Raw genomic sequence first — 17,260 nt, forward strand, 5'->3', positions numbered from 1 at the left:
CGAGTGGGAGCGGACAATGGGCGCCGTGATTGTTCTCGGTCTCGCCGGGTTCGACCCGGCAACGGCGGTGCCGGTGGTGCTGGCCCAGCCGTCGCCGGTGCCGGGTCCGGAGGAGCCGGGCGGCCGGGGGGAGGACTTCGGCAAGTCCTCCCCGGTCGGCTTCCTGGTGCTGATCCTGTTCTTCATCGCGGTCGCGTTCCTGATCCGCTCGATGACCAAGCACCTCAAGCGGGTGCCGGAGAGCTTCGACCCGCCGGCCGAGGACGAGGCGGCCACGCCGGACCGGTCCGACAAGCCCTCATAGCCGCGGATCCACCGGTTCGGACTCCAGCGCCAGCACGGCGAACACGCACTCGTGCACCCGCCACAGCGGCTCGTCGCGGGCCAGCCGGTCCAGCCCTTCGAGCCCCAACGCGTACTCGCGCAGCGCCAGCGTGCGCTTGTGCCGCAGCCCGCGCTCGCGCAGCCGCTCGAGGTGCCGCGGCTCGGTGTAGTCCGGGCCGTAGATGATCCGCAGGTACTCCCGCCCGCGCACCTTCATGCCCGGCTGCACCAGCCCGCGCTCGCCGCGCACCAGGTTCGCCATCGGCTTGACCACCATGCCCTCGCCGCCGGCCGCGGTCAGCTCGGTCCACCAGGCCACCCCGGCCGCGGTGGAGTCCGGATCGCCGGTGTCCACCACCAGGTGCCGGGTCGGCGCGAACAGCTCCGCATCGGCCGCCACCAGCCGGTCGGCCAGCGCCAGGTGCCAACCGTGGTCCCGGTCCTGATAGGTCCGGCCCGCGCTGGCCAGCAGCTGGAACGGGGCGAACCGCACCCCGGTCAGCCCGTCCACCGGCCAGCAGTACCGGCGGTAGGCGGCCCGGAACGCCTCGGCGTTGGCCGCCCGGGACCCGGTGGCGGCCAGCAACTCGGCCACGTCGATGCCGCGCCGCGCCGCCGCGGTCAGCTCGGCCAGCGCGACCGGCAGCGCGGCGGCCGCCGCGGCGCCGGTGGCCGCGTACTGGTTCATGATCAGTCGCTCGGCCTTGGCGTTCCACGGCATCAGCTCGGCGTCCAGCAGCAGCCAGTCGGTGTCCAGTTCGGCCCACAGCCCGGCGGCGGTGATCGCCGACCGGGCCCGGTCCAGCAGCCGACCGGTGTCCTGCGGACCGAAGAACGGCCGGCCGGTCCGGGTGTACAGCGCGCCGGCATCGTCCTTGCGGGCCAACAGGATCGCCCGTGATCCCATGTGCTTCTCCTGGCACACCACCGATCGCACGCCCTCGGCCAGATACTCGGCGAACGCCTCGTCCGGGTGCTCGAGCAGGCCCGGCCGGCTCGAAGTCGGTGCCGGGGCCATGGTCGGTGGCAGATACGGCAACCGGGCCGGGTCCACGGCGAACCGGCTCATCACCTCGAGCGCGGCGGCGGCGTGCTCGGCCCGCACCGTGATCCGGCCGTGCGTTGCGGTCTCCACCACCCGGCGGCCGGCCACGTCGGCGAGCGCGGGCAGGTCGTGGTCCCTGCTCGGCACCGGTGCGCCGAGCGGTCGGGCCGGCTCGTACCAGACCTGGTGCGCCGCAACGGAAACCACCTCGCGCTCCGGATAGCGCAGCGCGGTCAGCCGGCCGCCGAACACGCATCCGGTGTCCAGGCACATGGTCCCGTTGACCCACTCGGCCTCCGGGATCGGCGTGTGTCCATAGAGGACCATCGCGCGGCCGCGGTAGTCCTCGGCCCACGGGTAGCGCACCGGCAACCCGTACTCGTCGGTCTCCCCGGTGGTGTCGCCGTACAGCGCGAAGCCGCGCACCCGGCCGGAGGCCCGGCCGTGGTAGTGCTCGGGCAGCCCGGCGTGTGCCACGACCAGCTTTCCGCCGTCCAGCACGTAGTGCGCGACCATGCCGGCGCAGAACTCCTCGACCCGCTTGCCGAACTCGGCCGGCTCGGCGGACAACTGGGCGAGCGACTCGGCCAGACCGTGCGAGATCTTGACGTTGCGCCCGCGCAGCGCGCGCAGCAGCTTGTGCTCGTGGTTTCCGGACACCGCGAACGCGTCGCCCGCGGCGACCATGCCCATCACCAGCCGCAGCACGCCCGGCGTGTCCGGCCCGCGATCCACCAGGTCGCCGACGAACACCGCGCGGCGTCCGCCGGGATGGTGCGCCCCGGCCGGGCGGCCCGCCTCGTCCAGCGCGATCCGGTAGCCGAGCCGCTCCAGCAGTTCGGTCAGCTCGGCCCGGCAGCCGTGCACGTCGCCGATGACGTCGAACGGACCGGACTCGTGTCGCAGGTCGTTGCGCAGCGGCTCGATCACGACGGTCGCCGCGTCCACCTCCGCCTGGCTGCGCAGCACGTGCACCTTGCGGAAGCCCTCGCGCTCAAGGGAACGCAGCGAGCGGCGCAGCTCCGCGCGGTGCCGCCGGACCACCGCCGCCCCGAACGTGCGGTCCGGCCGGGACTCGTTGCGCTGCACGCACACCGCCTCGGGCAGGTCCAGCACGATGGCCACCGGCAGCACGTTGTGCTCGCGGGCCAGGGTGAGCAGCTCGGCCCGGCTGGACCGCTGCACGTTGGTCGCGTCGACCACGGTGATCCGTCCGGCGGCCAGTCGCTTGCCGGCGACGTAGCGCAGCGCGTCGAACGCCACGCCGGACGCGGTCTGGTCGTTCTCGTCGTCGCTGACCAGGCCACGGAAGAAGTCGCTGGACAGCACCTGGGTGCGGGCGAAGTGCCGGGCGGCGAAGGTGGACTTGCCCGAGCCGGACGCGCCGACCAGCAGCACCAGGGCCATGTTCGGAATGGTCAGCTCCACTCAGGACACCTCCGTCCGGTCGAAGACGGCGAGTTGGGTGGGCGGTCCCACCTCGGGGTCGTCCCGGCCGACCGGCTCGTGCCGGACCCGGTAGCCGTGGTTGGCGCACACCAGGTCGGCCCAGGCCCGGAACTGCGCCCTGCTCCACTCGAATCGGTGGTCCGGGTGGCGCAGCCGGCCCTGCTCCAGCGTCTCGAACCGCACGTTGTGCTCGACGTTGGGGGTGGTCACGATCACCGAGCCGGGCCGCGCCACGCCGAACACCGCCCGCTCGAGCGCCGGCAGCCTGGGCTCGTCGACGTGCTCGATCACCTCCATCAGCACGGCCGCGTCGTAACCGGCCAGCGTGGGGTCGGCGTAGGTGAGCGCGGACTGGCGCAGGCCGATCCGTTGCCGCACCCGGTCCGAGGCCCGATCCAGGTGCAGCCGGGCGGCGGCCTGCTCCAGCGCCCGGCTGGACACGTCCACCCCGAGGATCTCGGTGAACGTCCGGTCGCGGACCAGCTCGGTGAGCAGTTGGCCGCTGCCGCAGCCGAGGTCGAGCACCCGGCGGGCACCGACCGCGTGCAGCGCCGCCAGGACGGCGCGGCGCCGGGTCACGGCCAGCGGCTCGGGTGCCGCGGGCAGTTCGGTGACCACCGGCTCGGCCAGCGCGTTGTCCACTCGCTCCGGCTCGACCTCTTCGGCCTCGGCCAGGCGGTCGAGAGCGGAGCGGATGTAGCCGCGGCGGTGCGCCAGGTAGCGGCTGGTGATCAGGCCGCGCTCGGGGTGCGCGGCCAGCCAGCCGTCACCGGACCGCAGCAACTTGTCGATCTCGTCCGCGGCGACCCAATAGTGCTTTGCGTTGTCCAGCACCGGAAGCAGGACATAGAGGTGCCGCAGCGCGTCGGCGAGGCGCAACTCGCCGGTCAGGGTCAGGTCGGTGTAGTTCGACTCGCCCCAGTCCGGGAAGGCCGGGTCGAGCGGCACGGCGGTGCCGGTCACCCGCCAGCCCAGCGGCGCGAACAGCCGCTCGGCGAGGCCGTCGCCGCCGCGGCACGGCAGCGCCGGAATCCGCACCCGCAGCGGGATCGGCGTGCCGGCCAGCTCCGGCCGGGCGTCGCACCGGCCGTTCATCGCGGTTCGGAACACCGTCCCGAGCGCGACGGCCAGCATGGACGAGGCGGCGTAGGGCCGGTCGTTGACGTACTGGCCGAGGGTGAACCCGGTGGTGGCCCGGCCGGCCCGGCCGCGCACCAGGGTGACCGGGTCGATGTCGAGCAGCAGGGCGGCGGTGCACTCCCGGGCATCGGCCTTCGGGTAGAAGACGTGCGCGGTGCCGGCGACCACCGAGAAGCTCTGCAGCCGGTCCGGGTGTTTGTGCAGCAGGTGACCCAGGTCGGTGGCAGGCTCGATGGTGGTGGTCAGCGTCAGGAGCATCTCCGCAGTCTGACCCAACCCCCCGGCGCGCGACGTGTGATTTTGAGAGGCTTCCGGACATGGCGAACCGACTGGCAGACGCAACCAGCCCGTACCTGTTGCAGCACGCGGACAACCCGGTGGACTGGTGGCAGTGGGGCGAAGAGGCGTTCGCCGAGGCGCGCAGGCGGGACGTCCCGGTGCTGCTGTCCGTGGGCTACGCGGCCTGCCACTGGTGCCACGTGATGGCGCACGAGTCCTTCGAGGACGAGGCGACCGCGGCGCTGATGAACGAGCGGTTCGTCAACATCAAGGTGGATCGGGAGGAGCGGCCGGACGTCGACGCCGTCTACATGACCGCGACGCAGGCGATGACCGGACACGGCGGCTGGCCGATGACCTGTTTCCTCACCCCGGAGGGTGAGCCGTTTCACTGTGGCACGTATTACCCGCCGGCGCCGAGGGCCGGGATGCCGTCGTTCCGGCAACTGCTCGACGCCGTGGACAAGGCCTGGTCCTCGCGCGACGCCGAGGTGCGCGGCGCCGGTGCCCGGGTGGTCGCCGAGTTGTCCAAGCAGACCGGCCCGCTCCAGGAGGCCGCTGTGGACGAGGAGGTGTTGGCCGGGGCGGCCACCTCGCTGCTCGGCGAGTACGACCGGCGCAACGGTGGATTCGGTGACGCGCCGAAGTTTCCGCCGTCGATGGTGCTGGAGTTCCTGCTGCGCCACCATGAGCGCACCGGCTCGGTGGAGTCTCTGTCCATTGTGGAGCGAACGGCGGTGAAGATGGCCGCCGGGGGGATCTACGACCAGCTGGACGGCGGCTTCGCCCGGTACAGCGTGGACGCCCGCTGGACCGTGCCGCACTTCGAGAAGATGTTGTACGACAACGCTTTGCTGCTTCGGGTGTACACGCATCTGACCCGGTTGACCGGCTCGGCCCGGTACCGGGAGGTCGCCGAGGACACCGCCGGCTTCCTGCTCGACCGGCTGCGCACCCGGGAGGGCGGGTTCGCCGCCTCGCTGGACGCGGACACCGACGGGGTCGAGGGGCTGACCTACGTGTGGACGCCGGTGCAGCTCGCCGAGGCGCTCGGTCAAGCGGACGGCGCGTGGGCGGCGAACCTGCTCGGCGTGACCGGGTCCGGCACCTTCGAGCACGGCATGTCCACGCTGCAACTGCTTGAGCAGCCGGACGACCCGGAGCGCTGGCGCGACGTACGGGCCCGGCTGCTGGCCGCGCGCCTGGCCCGACCGCAGCCGGCCAGGGACGACAAGGTGATCACCGCCTGGAATGGCATGGCCATCGCCGCACTGGCCGAGGCCGGCGTGGTGCTCGGCGACGATCGCTGGCTTGCCGCGGCCCGGGCCGCGGCCGAGCTGGTGGTCTCGCTGCACCTGGTGGACGGCCGGCTGCGCCGGGCGTCCCGGGACGACGTGGTCGGCGCGGCCGCCGGCGTGCTCGAGGACTACGGCCTGCTCGCCGAGGGCCTGCTGGTCCTGCACCAGGCCACCGGGGCGGGCCGCTGGCTGGACGTGGCGACCGGGCTGCTGGACACCGCGCTGGACCACTTCGCCTCCGCCGATGCGTCCGGGGCGTTCCACGACACCGCCGACGACTCGGAGGCGCTGGTGTGGCGCCCGTCGGACATCGGGGACAACGCCAGCCCGTCCGGCTCCTCGGCGATCGCCGGCGCCCTGCTGCTCGGTTCCGCGCTGGCCGGTCCCGACCGGGCCGCGAGGTACCGCGCCGCCGCCGAGGCCGCCGTCACCCGCGCCGGAATGCTCGCCGGCCGGGTGCCCCGGTTCGCCGGCCACTGGCTGTCGGTGGCCGAGGCCATGGTCCGCGGCCCGGTCCAGGTCGCCCTGGCCGGTTCGCCGGACGACCCGCGCACCGCCGAGCTGCGCTCGGCCGCCGTCCTTGGCGCCCCCGGCGGCTCGGTCGTCCTCGCCGGTCCCCCCGACGCCGAGGGCGTGCCGTTGCTCGCCGGTCGCGGCCTGGTCGACGGGGCCCCCGCCGCCTACGTGTGCCGCGGCTACGTCTGCGACCGCCCGGTCACCACCGTCGCCGACCTGGTCACCGCCCTGTCCCGCTGAGCTACCCACCTGTCCGCTCCCCGTGAACACCTCCCCGGTTCCCCTCTTGCCCGCGTAACGTAAGCAGTGTTGTAATCATGTAATCAGGCTCGCCGGGGAGGCCGCCATGCACAAACACTTCAGGACGGGACACATGGGACGCGGATGGAGCGGCCACCGAGTCCGCGGCGGCTGGCAACAGGCCGACCTACCCTCAGCCGACGACGCGGCCGCCTGGCTCACCGGGCGCCTGCCCGACACCTGGTTCACCGAGTCGCCACGCATCACCACCGACCGCGAAGAGATCATCGTCGTCGGCTCCCTGCCACCCCTCGACGGCGACTTCCCCGACGAAGCCGCCCGCGCCGCCGCCGAATCCGGCCGCATCGCCCGCTTCCGCGAAGACACCCGCGACGAACGCATCGAGATCGCCCGCCAAGCCGAACACCGCTACGCCCGCAAAATCGCCTGGGGCGCCCGCATCGGCTCCACCGAAGAACTCTTCACCACCCTGTCCATCCCCGTGATGACCCGCCTCCGCCAACCCGAACGCCTCATCCTGGACACCCTCGTCGACGCCGGCGTGGCCCGCTCCCGCTCCGAAGCCCTAGCCTGGGCCGTCCGCCTGGTCGGCGAACACGCCGAATCCTGGCTCGCCGACCTCCGCGCCGCCATGTCCAAAGTAGACGACCTGCGCACCCAAGGCCCCAACCTCTAAGCCGCACTAGACAAAGAAGACGCCATCGCCGCTGGGGCCGCGGAGCGGCCGCCAGCGGCGATGGCGTCTACGGGTACATGGCCAGCCAGATCGCGATGAAATGATCCCCGCCCGCCGCTGACCAGCCGGCACACCCCGGATCAGGCCGTCTACCTGCCCAAACAAGTCTCGGCACTTCTCGCAGATTCTCCCCGTTACCCGGCACCTGACGGCCTGGAGACGGCCTGGCCGCCGTTGCCGCCTGGCCTGCTGGCGGACCGCGCTACCTAGGGCCCGGAGCTGCGCCCGAGTCCAGAAACGAGCTGGTTCGGCCCGGGCCACCAGTTCCGACGCATCCCGACACCTCCGCTTCGGTGAGCCGACAAGATCAGGTGGAGAAGCGGCCCCTACTCGCCGCCGTCCCCCTCGCCCTTGCCGCCCGTTAGCGCCGGGTCGTCGGTGTCAAGGGTGGCGAAGCCATCGCGTGCGACGCCGTCAGGCGCCCTTGATGCCGGCGGCCCGGTGTTAAACGATCAGAGGGCGCCTGAGGGGTCCGCCCTGGCTTGTGGCTGGGGCCCGCATGCAGTCCCCCGAGTGGCTGTCGCTCATAGTGCCGCCGGTGGCGGCGCCACCTGGTGCCCAACGGGGCCGCGCCGCGCGGCCCGGCCGGCGTGAGCGAAGCGGCAGCCGGCCGTGTGCCGCGATGGATGCTTACCCCGGTGCCAGCGCAACAGGCCCACCGCGCCGCCACCGGCGGCGCGCTTGATCCCACAGAGCCAAGTTCGGCAGCATTCAATGCGCATCCGTCCGTACTGTCGTCCAGGCAGGGCATATAACGTGCCGTACCGTCGACCCGGTGACGGGTTTGGGCTGGTCAGCATCGTATGTGGCGCGTCACGACGAGCTGCGCCAGCCTGGTGAATGAGCGGACTCGGACGACCCGGGTAGAGGAGGCCGCATGGCGACGACGTTGGACTCTCGTCCTACTGCCACCACATACGATGTGGAGGCCCTCGTGACGATGGCATGGAGTGGAAGGATCCGAGTTCCGCATTTCCAGCGAGACTTCCGCTGGAGCTGGGAAGATGTACGGCGGCTGTTCGATAGCATAGTCAAGGGCTATCCAATTGGAAGCCTACTGCTATGGACTCGCAAAGCGTCACGTGACACAGTCCAGCTTGGTGCACTTCGTATTGCTGCACCTGCGGCCAGCGATGCAATGTGGGTCGTCGACGGACAGCAGCGGCTCACGAGCCTGGCTAACGCATTGCACTCAGATGGTCAAACGGATGTCAAATTTGCGCTCGCGTATGACCTTGTGCGGGAAGAGTTTGTGCGAACACCTGCCGTTGAGAACCCCCTTGTGATACCCCTGCCTGTATTGTTCAATTTGCAGCAGATCTTGAAGTGGTTCGCTAGATACGGCGAGATATCGGAGCGCTACCTTGACGAGGCGACGAATATAACTAGGCGAATTCGCCAGTTTGAAGTTCCTGCTTATCTCGTTAGCCAGGATAATCCATCGACACTTCAAGACATCTTTGACCGAATGAACAACTATGGTAAGCGGCTGTCACGCGCGGAAATCTTCGCGGCACTCAATGCGGGCGATGAAGATCAAAACGACAGTTTGCCAGCTATCGAACGTATCGCTGAGCGGATCGACCTGGATCTAAAGTTCGGAAAGATTGACAATGATACGGTCCTCAATGCGATTTTGGCGCGGCGAGGACCTGAGGTTAGGCGTGACATTCGTAGTGAGTTTACCAAGGAGAATGACGAGGGACGTGACGCTGCTTACCAGGCAGGCGAGGAAGCGCTGCGGCGAGCCGTGTCATTTCTTCAAAATGAGGCCGGCGTGCCACATATCGCCATGCTTGCGTATCGGTATCTGATCGTGGTGCTGACACGGCTATTTGCGTTCCATCCTCAGCCGGACAGCAGACATCGTTTGTTGCTCAGGCGTTGGTACTGGCGGGCTGCTGCTGCCGGTCCCGAACGTTTTAAAGGCGGCACTCCAAATGCAGCTAGAGTTCTCTGTACGCAAGTGAGTGAAGCGAGCCTTTCAGATTCTGTGCAAGGGCTGTTGAGTGCCGTAAGTGGTGACACGCTTCGTACGCTCGATCTATCGCGATTCGCGACAAATGAGGCGGCTACGAAGATGCTTCTCTGTGTGTGGTGGGCGTCGTCTCCGCGCAACCCGCTGAGTGGGGAGCAGTATGAGTTGTCCGATCTATCGGAGAGTCTCATCGATCAACAAACAGCGCGGGATGCGGTTCGTTATATCGTGCAGCGTCGTACTGTATCTCCTGAATATCGCAAGTGGGCCGCGGCCCGAGCACTAATGCCGCAGCTCGATGTTGACATCAATGAAATAAGCAGTCTACTTGCGGGCCCGTCATTGGATCTGGGTCATCATGGATGGGTCGAAGTGCTCGAGTCTCACGGGATAACACCTGATATGGCTTCGTATCTGGAGCAGGGTGATGTGACGAGGTTTGTCCAGGAGCGCAATGACTTGCTAAAGGGAAGGGCTGCGCAATTTCTCTCGCTAATGGCCGAGGAAGAATTCGAAGACACTCCGCCACTTGCCGAGTTCGAGGTGGACGACGAGGTAAGCGATGCCATTGATTGAAAGGCGGTATGGTGTTTGGCTGCATGCTGATCGAGTCGGAACGCTAAACCAGCGGGGTGACTATACCTGGTTTACGTTCTCCGACGACTATCTTGGTAATGCGGAGCGCGCGGTGCTAGGTCTGGCATTTGAGGAAGACTTGCACGCTCGGCATTCAAGTGCTTTGCGCCTCCCGCCATGGTTCTCTAACCTCCTGCCAGAAGGTCCACTTAGAAATTGGATTGCACATGATCGGGCCGTATCCCCTGATCGTGAAATGGAGCTGCTTGCGCAGGTCGGGCGAGATTTGCCAGGAGCTGTCCAGGTGCTCGTTGAGGATCAACCCCCCGAGTTCCTAGATGAACTACGAATCGGTGACTCCTCCCCGGCGCTTAGCGTTCCTGAGAAGGCGGCCGCCGGATGGCGTTTTTCCTTGGCAGGCGTCGCCTTGAAATTTTCTATGCTTAAGAAAGGTGATCGCCTGGTGCTGCCGGCTTTTGGTCAGGGTGGCGATTGGATCGTCAAGTTGCCCGACCCGCTCTATGTCGACGTGCCACGGAATGAGCACACCATGATGTCACTGGCTGCGGCGGCTGGTATCGAGGTTCCAGAACATGTTCTGGTTCCTCGCGAAAAATTGGACAGTCTTCCTGATGAGGCGTGGAGGGGCACTGAGACCTTAGCGTACGCTGTAAAGCGGTTCGATCGTGGAGAACGTCGCGCGTTGGTACACATCGAAGATCTGGCGCAAGTGCGAAACAGATATGCGGAAGCCAAGTACGAGGGAAACCTTGAAACCGTCGCAGCGTTGGTTTATCGCCGCCGCGACGAGGCAGCATTGCGGGAGTTTGCGAGGCGAGTGGCGTTCAACGTACTCGTTTCTAACGGTGACGCACACCTTAAGAACTGGTCACTTATATATAGTCATCCCCGAATTCCCACCCTGTCGCCTGTGTACGATCTTGTAGCAACAGGCTATTACAAGATCGACGACGAGCCGGAGGACCTCGGTTTGAAATTCGGGGGAACAAGGCGGTTTGACCAGGTGAATTTGGGCTTTTTCAAGCGGCTGCAGGATAGGCTTGGCGCCTCGGCTGCTGACCTTCCCGGGTGTGTTGTCGAAACCGTCGATCGAGTGGCATCGGCGTGGCCGAAGGTAGCAGAGTTGCTGGAAGGAAATCAGCATTTGCAAGATTTCGTGGGCGTCAGTATTGACGCTCGCCGACGGAGTCTCCTTGGCTTGTAGCAAGCGAGCTGCAGTTACCCGCTGGTCGGATCGGCTACGTGTAGTAAGTGGTGGCGCGATGGGCCAGGCCATGGTTGAGGCGGAGGCGGATAGTGGGGTGGATGTTGAGTCTGTCGAGGTCGGTGGGGGCGATCCAAAGGACTTCGCTGGACTCGGTGCTGGTGCGGAGTTGGCCGCCGGTGGGGCGGGCGCGGAAGCAGATGGAGAACTCTTGGCGGACTTCGCCGTTGGTGAAGGCGATGACGTGGGCGGGGTCGGAGTAGATGCCGATGAGGCCGGTGACTTCGACTGACAGGCCGGTCTCCTCTTGGACTTCGCGGGTGACGGTCTGGGTGAGGGTTTCGCCGATCTCTTGGGCGCCGCCGGGGATGGCGTAGAGGTCGTTGTCGGTGCGGCGTATGAGCAGCACGCGGCCGGTGTCGTCTTGGACGAACGCGGTGACGGCGACGACGATGCTGTTGGCCTTGGGGGCGTGAGGGTCGTTGTAGTAGTCGACGCGGGCCATGATCCCTGCTTACCACTTGGGCGGCTTGGCCGCGTTCCACACGCTGTCGAAGCTCTCGGAGTAGGTGTCGAAGAGGTCGCCGCCGGCGAGCTGGCGGAGGTGCAGCAGGGGGGCATGGGCGGCGGCGAAACCGTAGACGTGGGTGTTGACCAACATCTCGTCGTCGAAGCGGTAGATCGAGTTGTACAGCGTGGTGCCGTGGCAGCGGATCTCGACGCCGGACACGCCGTCCAGCGGGCGGAAGTAGGTCAGGGCGTTGCCGACCTTGGCGGGGATCGCGGTCTTGGCCAGGCCTTCCTCGACGCTGCGGCGGGCGACTTCGCGGCTGGTGGGGTCGCCGAGCATGATGCGGATCTTGGCGCCGTCCCCGGCTTTGCGGCGTAGGCGCTTGATCAGCGTCGGGTTGTCGGTGAGGAACATCGCGGCGTAGACCAGGATCTCGATGTGTTCCTCGGCCTGGTCCAGGAGACGGTCCCACAGGTCGGCGGGGATGTTGTGGCGATGGGGGTAGACCTTGACGATCTCCGATCCGCCGATCTCGGCCTTCCGTTCCGGGGCAACGGCATCCGGCCACAGGTAGTTCTCGGTCTCGCGGACCATGGCGGCGATTGCGTGCCGGTGACGCGGGTACGGGATGCGGCCCTTGGTGATCCATCGTTCGACGGTCTTGGGGTCCACGCCCGTCGCCTTGGCGACGTGATCGAGGTCTAATCCATTGCGTAGCAAGGCGTCGCGTAGCCGCTCGTTCGGCATCGCACCTCCGCAGAGACGAGTAGGGACGTCTCAAGGGTAGCAAGGACGTCCGTAGATGTCCTGCTATGCGGTGCTTGCGTCCTCCGGAAATGCCGAAAGTGGAGAGTGCCCGGAACGGCCGGGCACCGACAACTGGAGGCAGACATGCCACTCATCCCGACCCGGTTTGCTGTGGACTTCGGCGAGGTCTTCCCGTACGGCGCGTTCGTGCTCGGCGTGGAGGCTTCGATGGCGTTCTCGGCGGACGCGTCCGCGCCGAAGGTGCAGGAGCGGGACAAGGAGACCGGACAGCTCGTCTGGATCGTCCGCGCGCTGGACGCCAACGCCGACGCGGCCAAGTTCGGCGCCGAGTTCAAGGTCAAGATTAGCGCCGACCACCAGCCGGTGCCGCCGGCCAAGATCCAGGGCTTCCCGTTCGCGCCGGTGGAGTTCGACGGGCTGACGATCACCCCGTACGCGAACAACAAGGGGCGGATCGCGCACAGCTTCCGCGCGGCCGGCATGCGTGCGCCCGCCGGTGCGAAGTCGGGCCAGACCCAGAAGTCCGCCGCGTGATCGCGGCGGTGGCCGACATGCGAGACCTGGTGCACATGCATGTCACGGCCGATTTGCCGATCCGGGCCCGTGCACTGCCGTTCGCGGACCGCGTGGAGATCCGCTTCGGCAAGGCCTTCCCGGTCGTGCTGGTCGTCGACCGCGGTGCCCTGGAACGGCTCGGCGAGGTGATCCAGCACAGCCGCAGTGAGCTGGAGGCGGCCAACAGGAAGCAGGAGGACTGAGCAGTGGGTTTCAACGTGACGTGCACGCCCGGCCGGGAATCGGCGGTGGCGTTCATGCAGGTCACGCCGGAGTTGCCGGCGCTGGTGCTCTACCTGGACCCGGTGAACATGGCCATCCAACTCCCAGCGATACCGGACGGTCCGCACATCCTGGCTCGGTTCTGCCGGGAGCTGTCACGGGAGGCCGGGCGGTTGGCAGATGCACTGGACCGGCCGGTCGAGGCGGCGTCGCGTCACGAGCCGCGCGGGGAGGCCGGCGCCGATGAGTGACCACAACGCGGCGTGGCAGGAAGTGCAGGCCTGCAAGACCTTGTTCCAGGTGCACGAGGCGCTGGGCCGGCTGCGGCCCTCGGCGACGGCGGATGTCGCGCGGTGGCGGGCCTACCGCCTGCGCAGCGCGAAGGCATACGAATGGATCGCCGACGTCGACCGGGGGCACCACCACGAGGCGCTCTACTGGGCGCGCCGTGAACGCGAGCAAGCCAGCCAGAACACGACAGGTGGGGGCGCCGATCGATCCTAACGAGACAAGCCATAAATCCAAATCAGACAGTGAACATGCGACGGCGCGTCGCGTGGCGATGACACACGACTCCGTTGCCCTGCAAGGAATCGATAGGCGCAGAAGCGGCCGGCTACCAACCATTCCGCTTCTGCGCTGTCCACCGGAGAAGGTGAACATGCACAGGCTAGAACCAACAGTCCCGGCCCCGCTAGAGGGGTCCCCTACTATTGCTCGTCCCCGCTGCGCGGCCTGCCGGCGCTTCGCCCGGCTGCGGCCTGGCGAGACCCGGTGCGCCAAGTGCCGGGGAGAGCTGCCGCTGGACTTCACCCCGAGCGGCGGTGATCGGCGATGAACGGGCGGGAGTCGCGCTGGGTGGATCCGGCGCCGTTGGAGGTGTCGCGGCCGCGGTTGCCGTGGTGGACCATGCTGCCCGGCTGGGTCAAGCTCATCCTCTCGCCGCTGGCCCTGGTGATCCTCCTCGGCTGGTCCGGCTACCAGCTCGGCCGCGTCGTGTTCCGCTACCCGCTGACCCTCGCGGTGCTCGCGGCGGTCGGCTGGCTGTGGCAGGTGTTGGGCGAGTGGCCGCTGACCGTGCTCGGCGGCGTGCTGCTCGTCGGGTTGTTCGTGTGGTGGTGGCGGGCACGATCGTCGTTTGAGCGGTGGGTGCTGCCCCGGCCACGCACGGAGTTCCGCCGGTTCGTGATCTACGCCTGTCAGTGGCGCACGGTCATGCGGCTGTCCGAACTCACAAAGGACAAGCGTGGCAAGGAGCACCGGCCTCGACTGCGCCGGGTCCGCGCGGAGGGATGGCGGGATCTGGTGCGGGTCCGGATGATCAAAGGCCAGGCGCCGGAACAGTGGGAGCTGCACGCCTCCGGCCTGGCGCATTCGTTCCACGCTACGTCCTGCCGAGTGAGGGTCCGCAAGCCCGGCGTGCTGGAGTTGGACTTCATCCACCATGACCCGCTGGCGCGGCGTGTGCCGGTTCCGGCGCTGGCCGAGGATCCGGCGGCGGTGGACCTGCGGCGGGTGGTGATCGGGCGGACCGAGACCGGCAAGCCGTGGCGGCTCCAGCTGGTGGGTACGCATGTGCTGACGGTGGGCGTGTCCGGGGCCGGCAAAGGGTCGTTGCTGTGGGCGGTCGCGTGGGCGTTGGCTCCGGCGATCCGGGCCGGCCGGGTCAAGTTGATCGGGATCGATCCCAAGGGCGGCATGGAGCTCGGCGCGGCCCCGGAGGTGTTCGACCGGGTGGTCTTCGACAACGGGTCGGTCGCGGTGACCCAGCTCGAATGGCTGGCGTTGGAGGTCAAACGGCGCGCCGAGTCGTATCGGGGTCGGCGGCGGGTGTGGACCCCGGAGACGGGTGATCCGTTCATCCTGCTCGTGATCGACGAGCTGGCTGACCTGATCGCGTACCAGCCGGACAAGGCCCTTCGGGACCGGGCGACCCGGGCGATCCAGACCATCACCTCGCAGGGGCGGGCGCCCGGGGTGTGCGTGCTGGGGCTGTTGCAGGACCCGCGCAAGGAGATCATCTCCTTCCGGCATCTGTTCTCCACCCGGGTCGCGATGCGGCTGGATGAGCCGGCGCAGGTGGACATGGTGCTCGGCGATGGGGTGCGACTGCGGGGCGCGAATGCGCACGAGATCAGCGAGAACACGCCGGGTGTGGCGTGGGTGAAGGAGGACGGCCGGCGTGAACCGGTGCGGGCCCGTGCGTTCCATGTCACCGATGACGACTTGGCCCAGCTCGTCTCCTATCTGATCGGGCGCTCGGCGCTGCCTTCGGCGGAGGTCCTGGCGTTCCCGGTGGCTGGTGGGGACTCGGATGGGGGTGCGGCGGCATGAGGACCAATGCGGACTTTGTGCGGCTGCTCGGTGCGATCCGGGATCACCTGGCGGTGGTGGAGCCGGCCGGGGAGATCGCCTCGGTTGACGTGGTGATCAACTGGGTGGACGGCGAGGTCGTGTCGGTGCAGCTCGGCGAGGAGAAGTTGGCCGGGTTGGCGTCGGCGCTGCTGGACTGGGCACACGGGCTGTCCGAGCCGAGGGTGACCGTGTGGCGGGTGCCCGATGGCGAGTGCGTGCACCTGGTCGTGGCGGGCCGGCTGGTCGAGGAGACGGTCAAGATCTACGGCGGCGTCCCGTTCGAGCCGACCACCTTCGGGGATCTGCAGCCCGGCGGCCGACAGGGTGTTTCGCTGGGTGTGCTGCGCGGCTGGGCGTTGGGGGTGGCCGCATGAACGCCACCGTTCCCACCCTTCCGGCGGACGTGGCTGGGCAGACCCGCGCGGAGCGGATGCGTCAACCCCTGGCGTTGGATGTGATCACCGCGACGGCGGAGCAGCACGGCGTGTGCGTGCGGCCGTTCACGATGGAGGTCGGCGACCGGGACACCGGCGAACTCAAGTATGTCGGCGTTCCGTGCGGGTCCACTGTGGAGAGTGTCTGTGGACCCTGTGCACGGAAGGCGCGGGCGCTGCGAATGGCGCAGTGCCGGGAGGGCTGGCACCTGGAGGTGGAGCCGGACTTCACACCGGAGCCACCCACGGCCGATCAGACAGCGCTACTGGAGCTGCGCGCCGATCTCGTGGCGGCCTACCGATCCGCGCTCGAGGACGAGCGGGCCGGGGATGCTGAGGAGTTGCGCGAGGAGATCCGCTCGGTCGACGAGGAGCTACACGCGCTCGGGATGCGCGGGCGGATGCCGAATCCGGACGGGCCCGGCAAGCAACCGGCGAACCGGTCGACGCGGCGGCGGCAGGATGCTCCGGACCTGCCTCGGTTGCCGGTGGAGAAGCGGACCGTGGGCCGGGAGTTCGCGGGGCGGTTCCGGCCGTCAATGTTCGTCACGCTCACCTGTGACAGCTACGGCCGGGTGCGGGATGACGGCACGCCGGTGGATCCGGGGACCTATAACTATCGGCGGGCGGCGCGGGATGCGGTGCACTTCGCCTCGCTGGTGGACCGGTGGTGGCAGAACCTGCGGCGTTGTGTCGGGTGGGAGGTGCAGTACTTCGCCACGGTCGAGCCGCAGAAGCGGGTGGCGCCGCATCTGCACGCGGCGCTGCGGGGATCCATTCCGCATGAGGTGCTGCGGCAGGTCACCGCGGCGACCTACCTGCAGGTGTGGTGGCCCAACCATGACGAGTTGGTCTACGGCCAGGGCCGGCTACCGGTGTGGGACGGCGAGCGGTTCGTCGACCCGGACACCCGGGCGCCCCTGACCGCGTGGGACGAGGCGGTCGAGCAGCTCGACGAGCCGGCGCACGTCGCCACCTTCGGGCGGCAGGTGCACTCCAAGGGCATCCTCGGCGGCACCGACCAGGCCGGGCGGCACATCGGCTACCTGACCAAGTACCTCACCAAGAGCACGGGTGAGGTGATTGAGGCCGACACCGACCGGCAACGCGCACACCATGACCGGCTGCACGAGGAACTGTCCATCACGCCGTGCTCGTCGCGGTGCGCGGTGTGGCTGCTCTACGGCATCCAACCTCTCGGGGTCACCAGCAAGGCCACACCCGGGCACTGCAAGAGCCGGGCTCACCGGCGGACCACCCTCGGGCTCCCCGGCCGGCGGGTGCTGGTCTCGCGCAAGTGGTCCGGCAAGACGCTTGCCGACCACCGGGCCGACCGGAAGGCCTTCGTCAAGCAGGCCTTGGCGGCCATCGGGATCGAGAAGCCCGAACCGGACCGCACCCGGCTGGTCTGGTTCAAGGTCCAGCCCGGTGATCCGAACGTGCCGCCACGGGCGCACCTGGTCATGCACGCCATCGCCGAGCGGATCCGATGGCGGGCTGAGTACGACGCGGCACTGCTGGCGGCGGCCGGACCACCCGACCCAGATGTTTCAGCAACTCAACCGACAGCGGCCTGACCTGGGGGACG

General features: G+C 68.2%; 16 protein-coding genes. 12 read left to right on the forward strand and 4 right to left on the reverse strand.

What is annotated here, in order from left to right; genetic code table 11:
* Positions 1-16: 16 nt before the first annotated feature.
* Positions 17-304, forward strand: a complete 288-nt coding sequence (locus VFV67_RS15370) for a hypothetical protein (protein ID WP_326470644.1) — start codon at positions 17-19, stop codon at positions 302-304.
* Here the strand turns inward: VFV67_RS15370 and VFV67_RS15375 are convergent.
* On the reverse strand, positions 299-2,797 hold the full coding sequence (locus VFV67_RS15375) for a polynucleotide kinase-phosphatase (RefSeq protein ID WP_326470645.1): 2,499 nt from the start codon (positions 2,795-2,797) through the stop codon (positions 299-301). The genes VFV67_RS15370 and VFV67_RS15375 overlap by 6 nt on opposite strands.
* Positions 2,798-4,216 (reverse strand): 3' terminal RNA ribose 2'-O-methyltransferase Hen1, encoded by a 1,419-nt coding sequence (locus tag VFV67_RS15380; protein ID WP_326470647.1) that lies wholly within the window; start codon positions 4,214-4,216, stop codon positions 2,798-2,800. It lies immediately after the preceding gene.
* 59 nt (positions 4,217-4,275) lie between these two features.
* Here VFV67_RS15380 and VFV67_RS15385 point away from each other — a divergent pair, with 59 nt between their 5' ends.
* The 4 genes from VFV67_RS15385 to VFV67_RS15400 all read left to right on the forward strand — a co-directional run bounded on the left by VFV67_RS15385 (position 4,276) and on the right by VFV67_RS15400 (position 10,827).
* Positions 4,276-6,291: a thioredoxin domain-containing protein gene (locus VFV67_RS15385; RefSeq protein ID WP_326470648.1), complete on the forward strand. Its 2,016-nt coding sequence runs from the start codon at positions 4,276-4,278 to the stop codon at positions 6,289-6,291.
* Between the two features lie 133 nt (positions 6,292-6,424).
* A complete protein-coding gene (locus VFV67_RS15390; RefSeq protein WP_326470649.1) occupies positions 6,425-6,988 on the forward strand; it encodes a hypothetical protein in 564 nt (187 codons plus the stop codon).
* A gap of 937 nt (positions 6,989-7,925) precedes the next feature.
* Complete coding sequence (locus VFV67_RS15395; protein ID WP_326470651.1) at positions 7,926-9,602, forward strand: DUF262 domain-containing protein; 1,677 nt, start codon at positions 7,926-7,928, stop codon at positions 9,600-9,602.
* A complete protein-coding gene (locus VFV67_RS15400; RefSeq protein WP_326470652.1) occupies positions 9,589-10,827 on the forward strand; it encodes a type II toxin-antitoxin system HipA family toxin in 1,239 nt (412 codons plus the stop codon). Before VFV67_RS15395 ends, VFV67_RS15400 begins: the two co-directional genes overlap by 14 nt.
* Before the next feature lie 34 nt (positions 10,828-10,861).
* Here VFV67_RS15400 and VFV67_RS15405 read toward each other — a convergent pair whose 3' ends face one another.
* On the reverse strand, positions 10,862-11,332 hold the full coding sequence (locus VFV67_RS15405; protein WP_326470654.1) for an NUDIX domain-containing protein: 471 nt from the start codon (positions 11,330-11,332) through the stop codon (positions 10,862-10,864).
* 9 nt (positions 11,333-11,341) lie between these two features.
* Positions 11,342-12,085: a DUF5919 domain-containing protein gene (locus VFV67_RS15410; protein WP_326470656.1), complete on the reverse strand. Its 744-nt coding sequence runs from the start codon at positions 12,083-12,085 to the stop codon at positions 11,342-11,344.
* 144 nt (positions 12,086-12,229) lie between these two features.
* Here VFV67_RS15410 and VFV67_RS15415 point away from each other — a divergent pair, with 144 nt between their 5' ends.
* The 7 genes from VFV67_RS15415 (at position 12,230) to VFV67_RS15445 (ending at position 17,249) form a co-directional block, all read left to right on the forward strand.
* Positions 12,230-12,640, forward strand: a complete 411-nt coding sequence (locus VFV67_RS15415; protein ID WP_326470658.1) for a plasmid replication, integration and excision activator — start codon at positions 12,230-12,232, stop codon at positions 12,638-12,640.
* The gene (locus VFV67_RS15420; RefSeq protein WP_326470660.1) at positions 12,637-12,864 is read left to right on the forward strand and encodes a hypothetical protein; all 228 of its coding nucleotides are present in this window, start codon (positions 12,637-12,639) and stop codon (positions 12,862-12,864) included. The genes VFV67_RS15415 and VFV67_RS15420 overlap by 4 nt, the downstream gene beginning before the upstream one ends.
* Positions 12,865-12,867: 3 nt before the next feature.
* Positions 12,868-13,134, forward strand: a complete 267-nt coding sequence (locus VFV67_RS15425) for a hypothetical protein (protein ID WP_326470662.1) — start codon at positions 12,868-12,870, stop codon at positions 13,132-13,134.
* A complete protein-coding gene (locus VFV67_RS15430; RefSeq protein ID WP_326470664.1) occupies positions 13,127-13,387 on the forward strand; it encodes an AMED_5909 family protein in 261 nt (86 codons plus the stop codon). The genes VFV67_RS15425 and VFV67_RS15430 overlap by 8 nt, the downstream gene beginning before the upstream one ends.
* A 330-nt stretch (positions 13,388-13,717) precedes the next feature.
* Positions 13,718-15,217, forward strand: a complete 1,500-nt coding sequence (locus tag VFV67_RS15435; protein WP_326470666.1) for a type IV secretory system conjugative DNA transfer family protein — start codon at positions 13,718-13,720, stop codon at positions 15,215-15,217.
* A complete protein-coding gene (locus tag VFV67_RS15440) occupies positions 15,214-15,612 on the forward strand; it encodes a hypothetical protein (RefSeq protein ID WP_326470668.1) in 399 nt (132 codons plus the stop codon). Before VFV67_RS15435 ends, VFV67_RS15440 begins: the two co-directional genes overlap by 4 nt.
* Entirely contained in the window at positions 15,609-17,249 is a 1,641-nt protein-coding gene (locus VFV67_RS15445; RefSeq protein ID WP_326470670.1) for a replication initiator, read from the forward strand. The genes VFV67_RS15440 and VFV67_RS15445 overlap by 4 nt, the downstream gene beginning before the upstream one ends.
* Positions 17,250-17,260 lie beyond the last annotated feature (11 nt).

Source organism: Actinophytocola sp. (assembly GCF_035762905.1).
Classification (GTDB): Bacteria; Actinomycetota; Actinomycetes; order Mycobacteriales; family Pseudonocardiaceae; genus DASYTH01.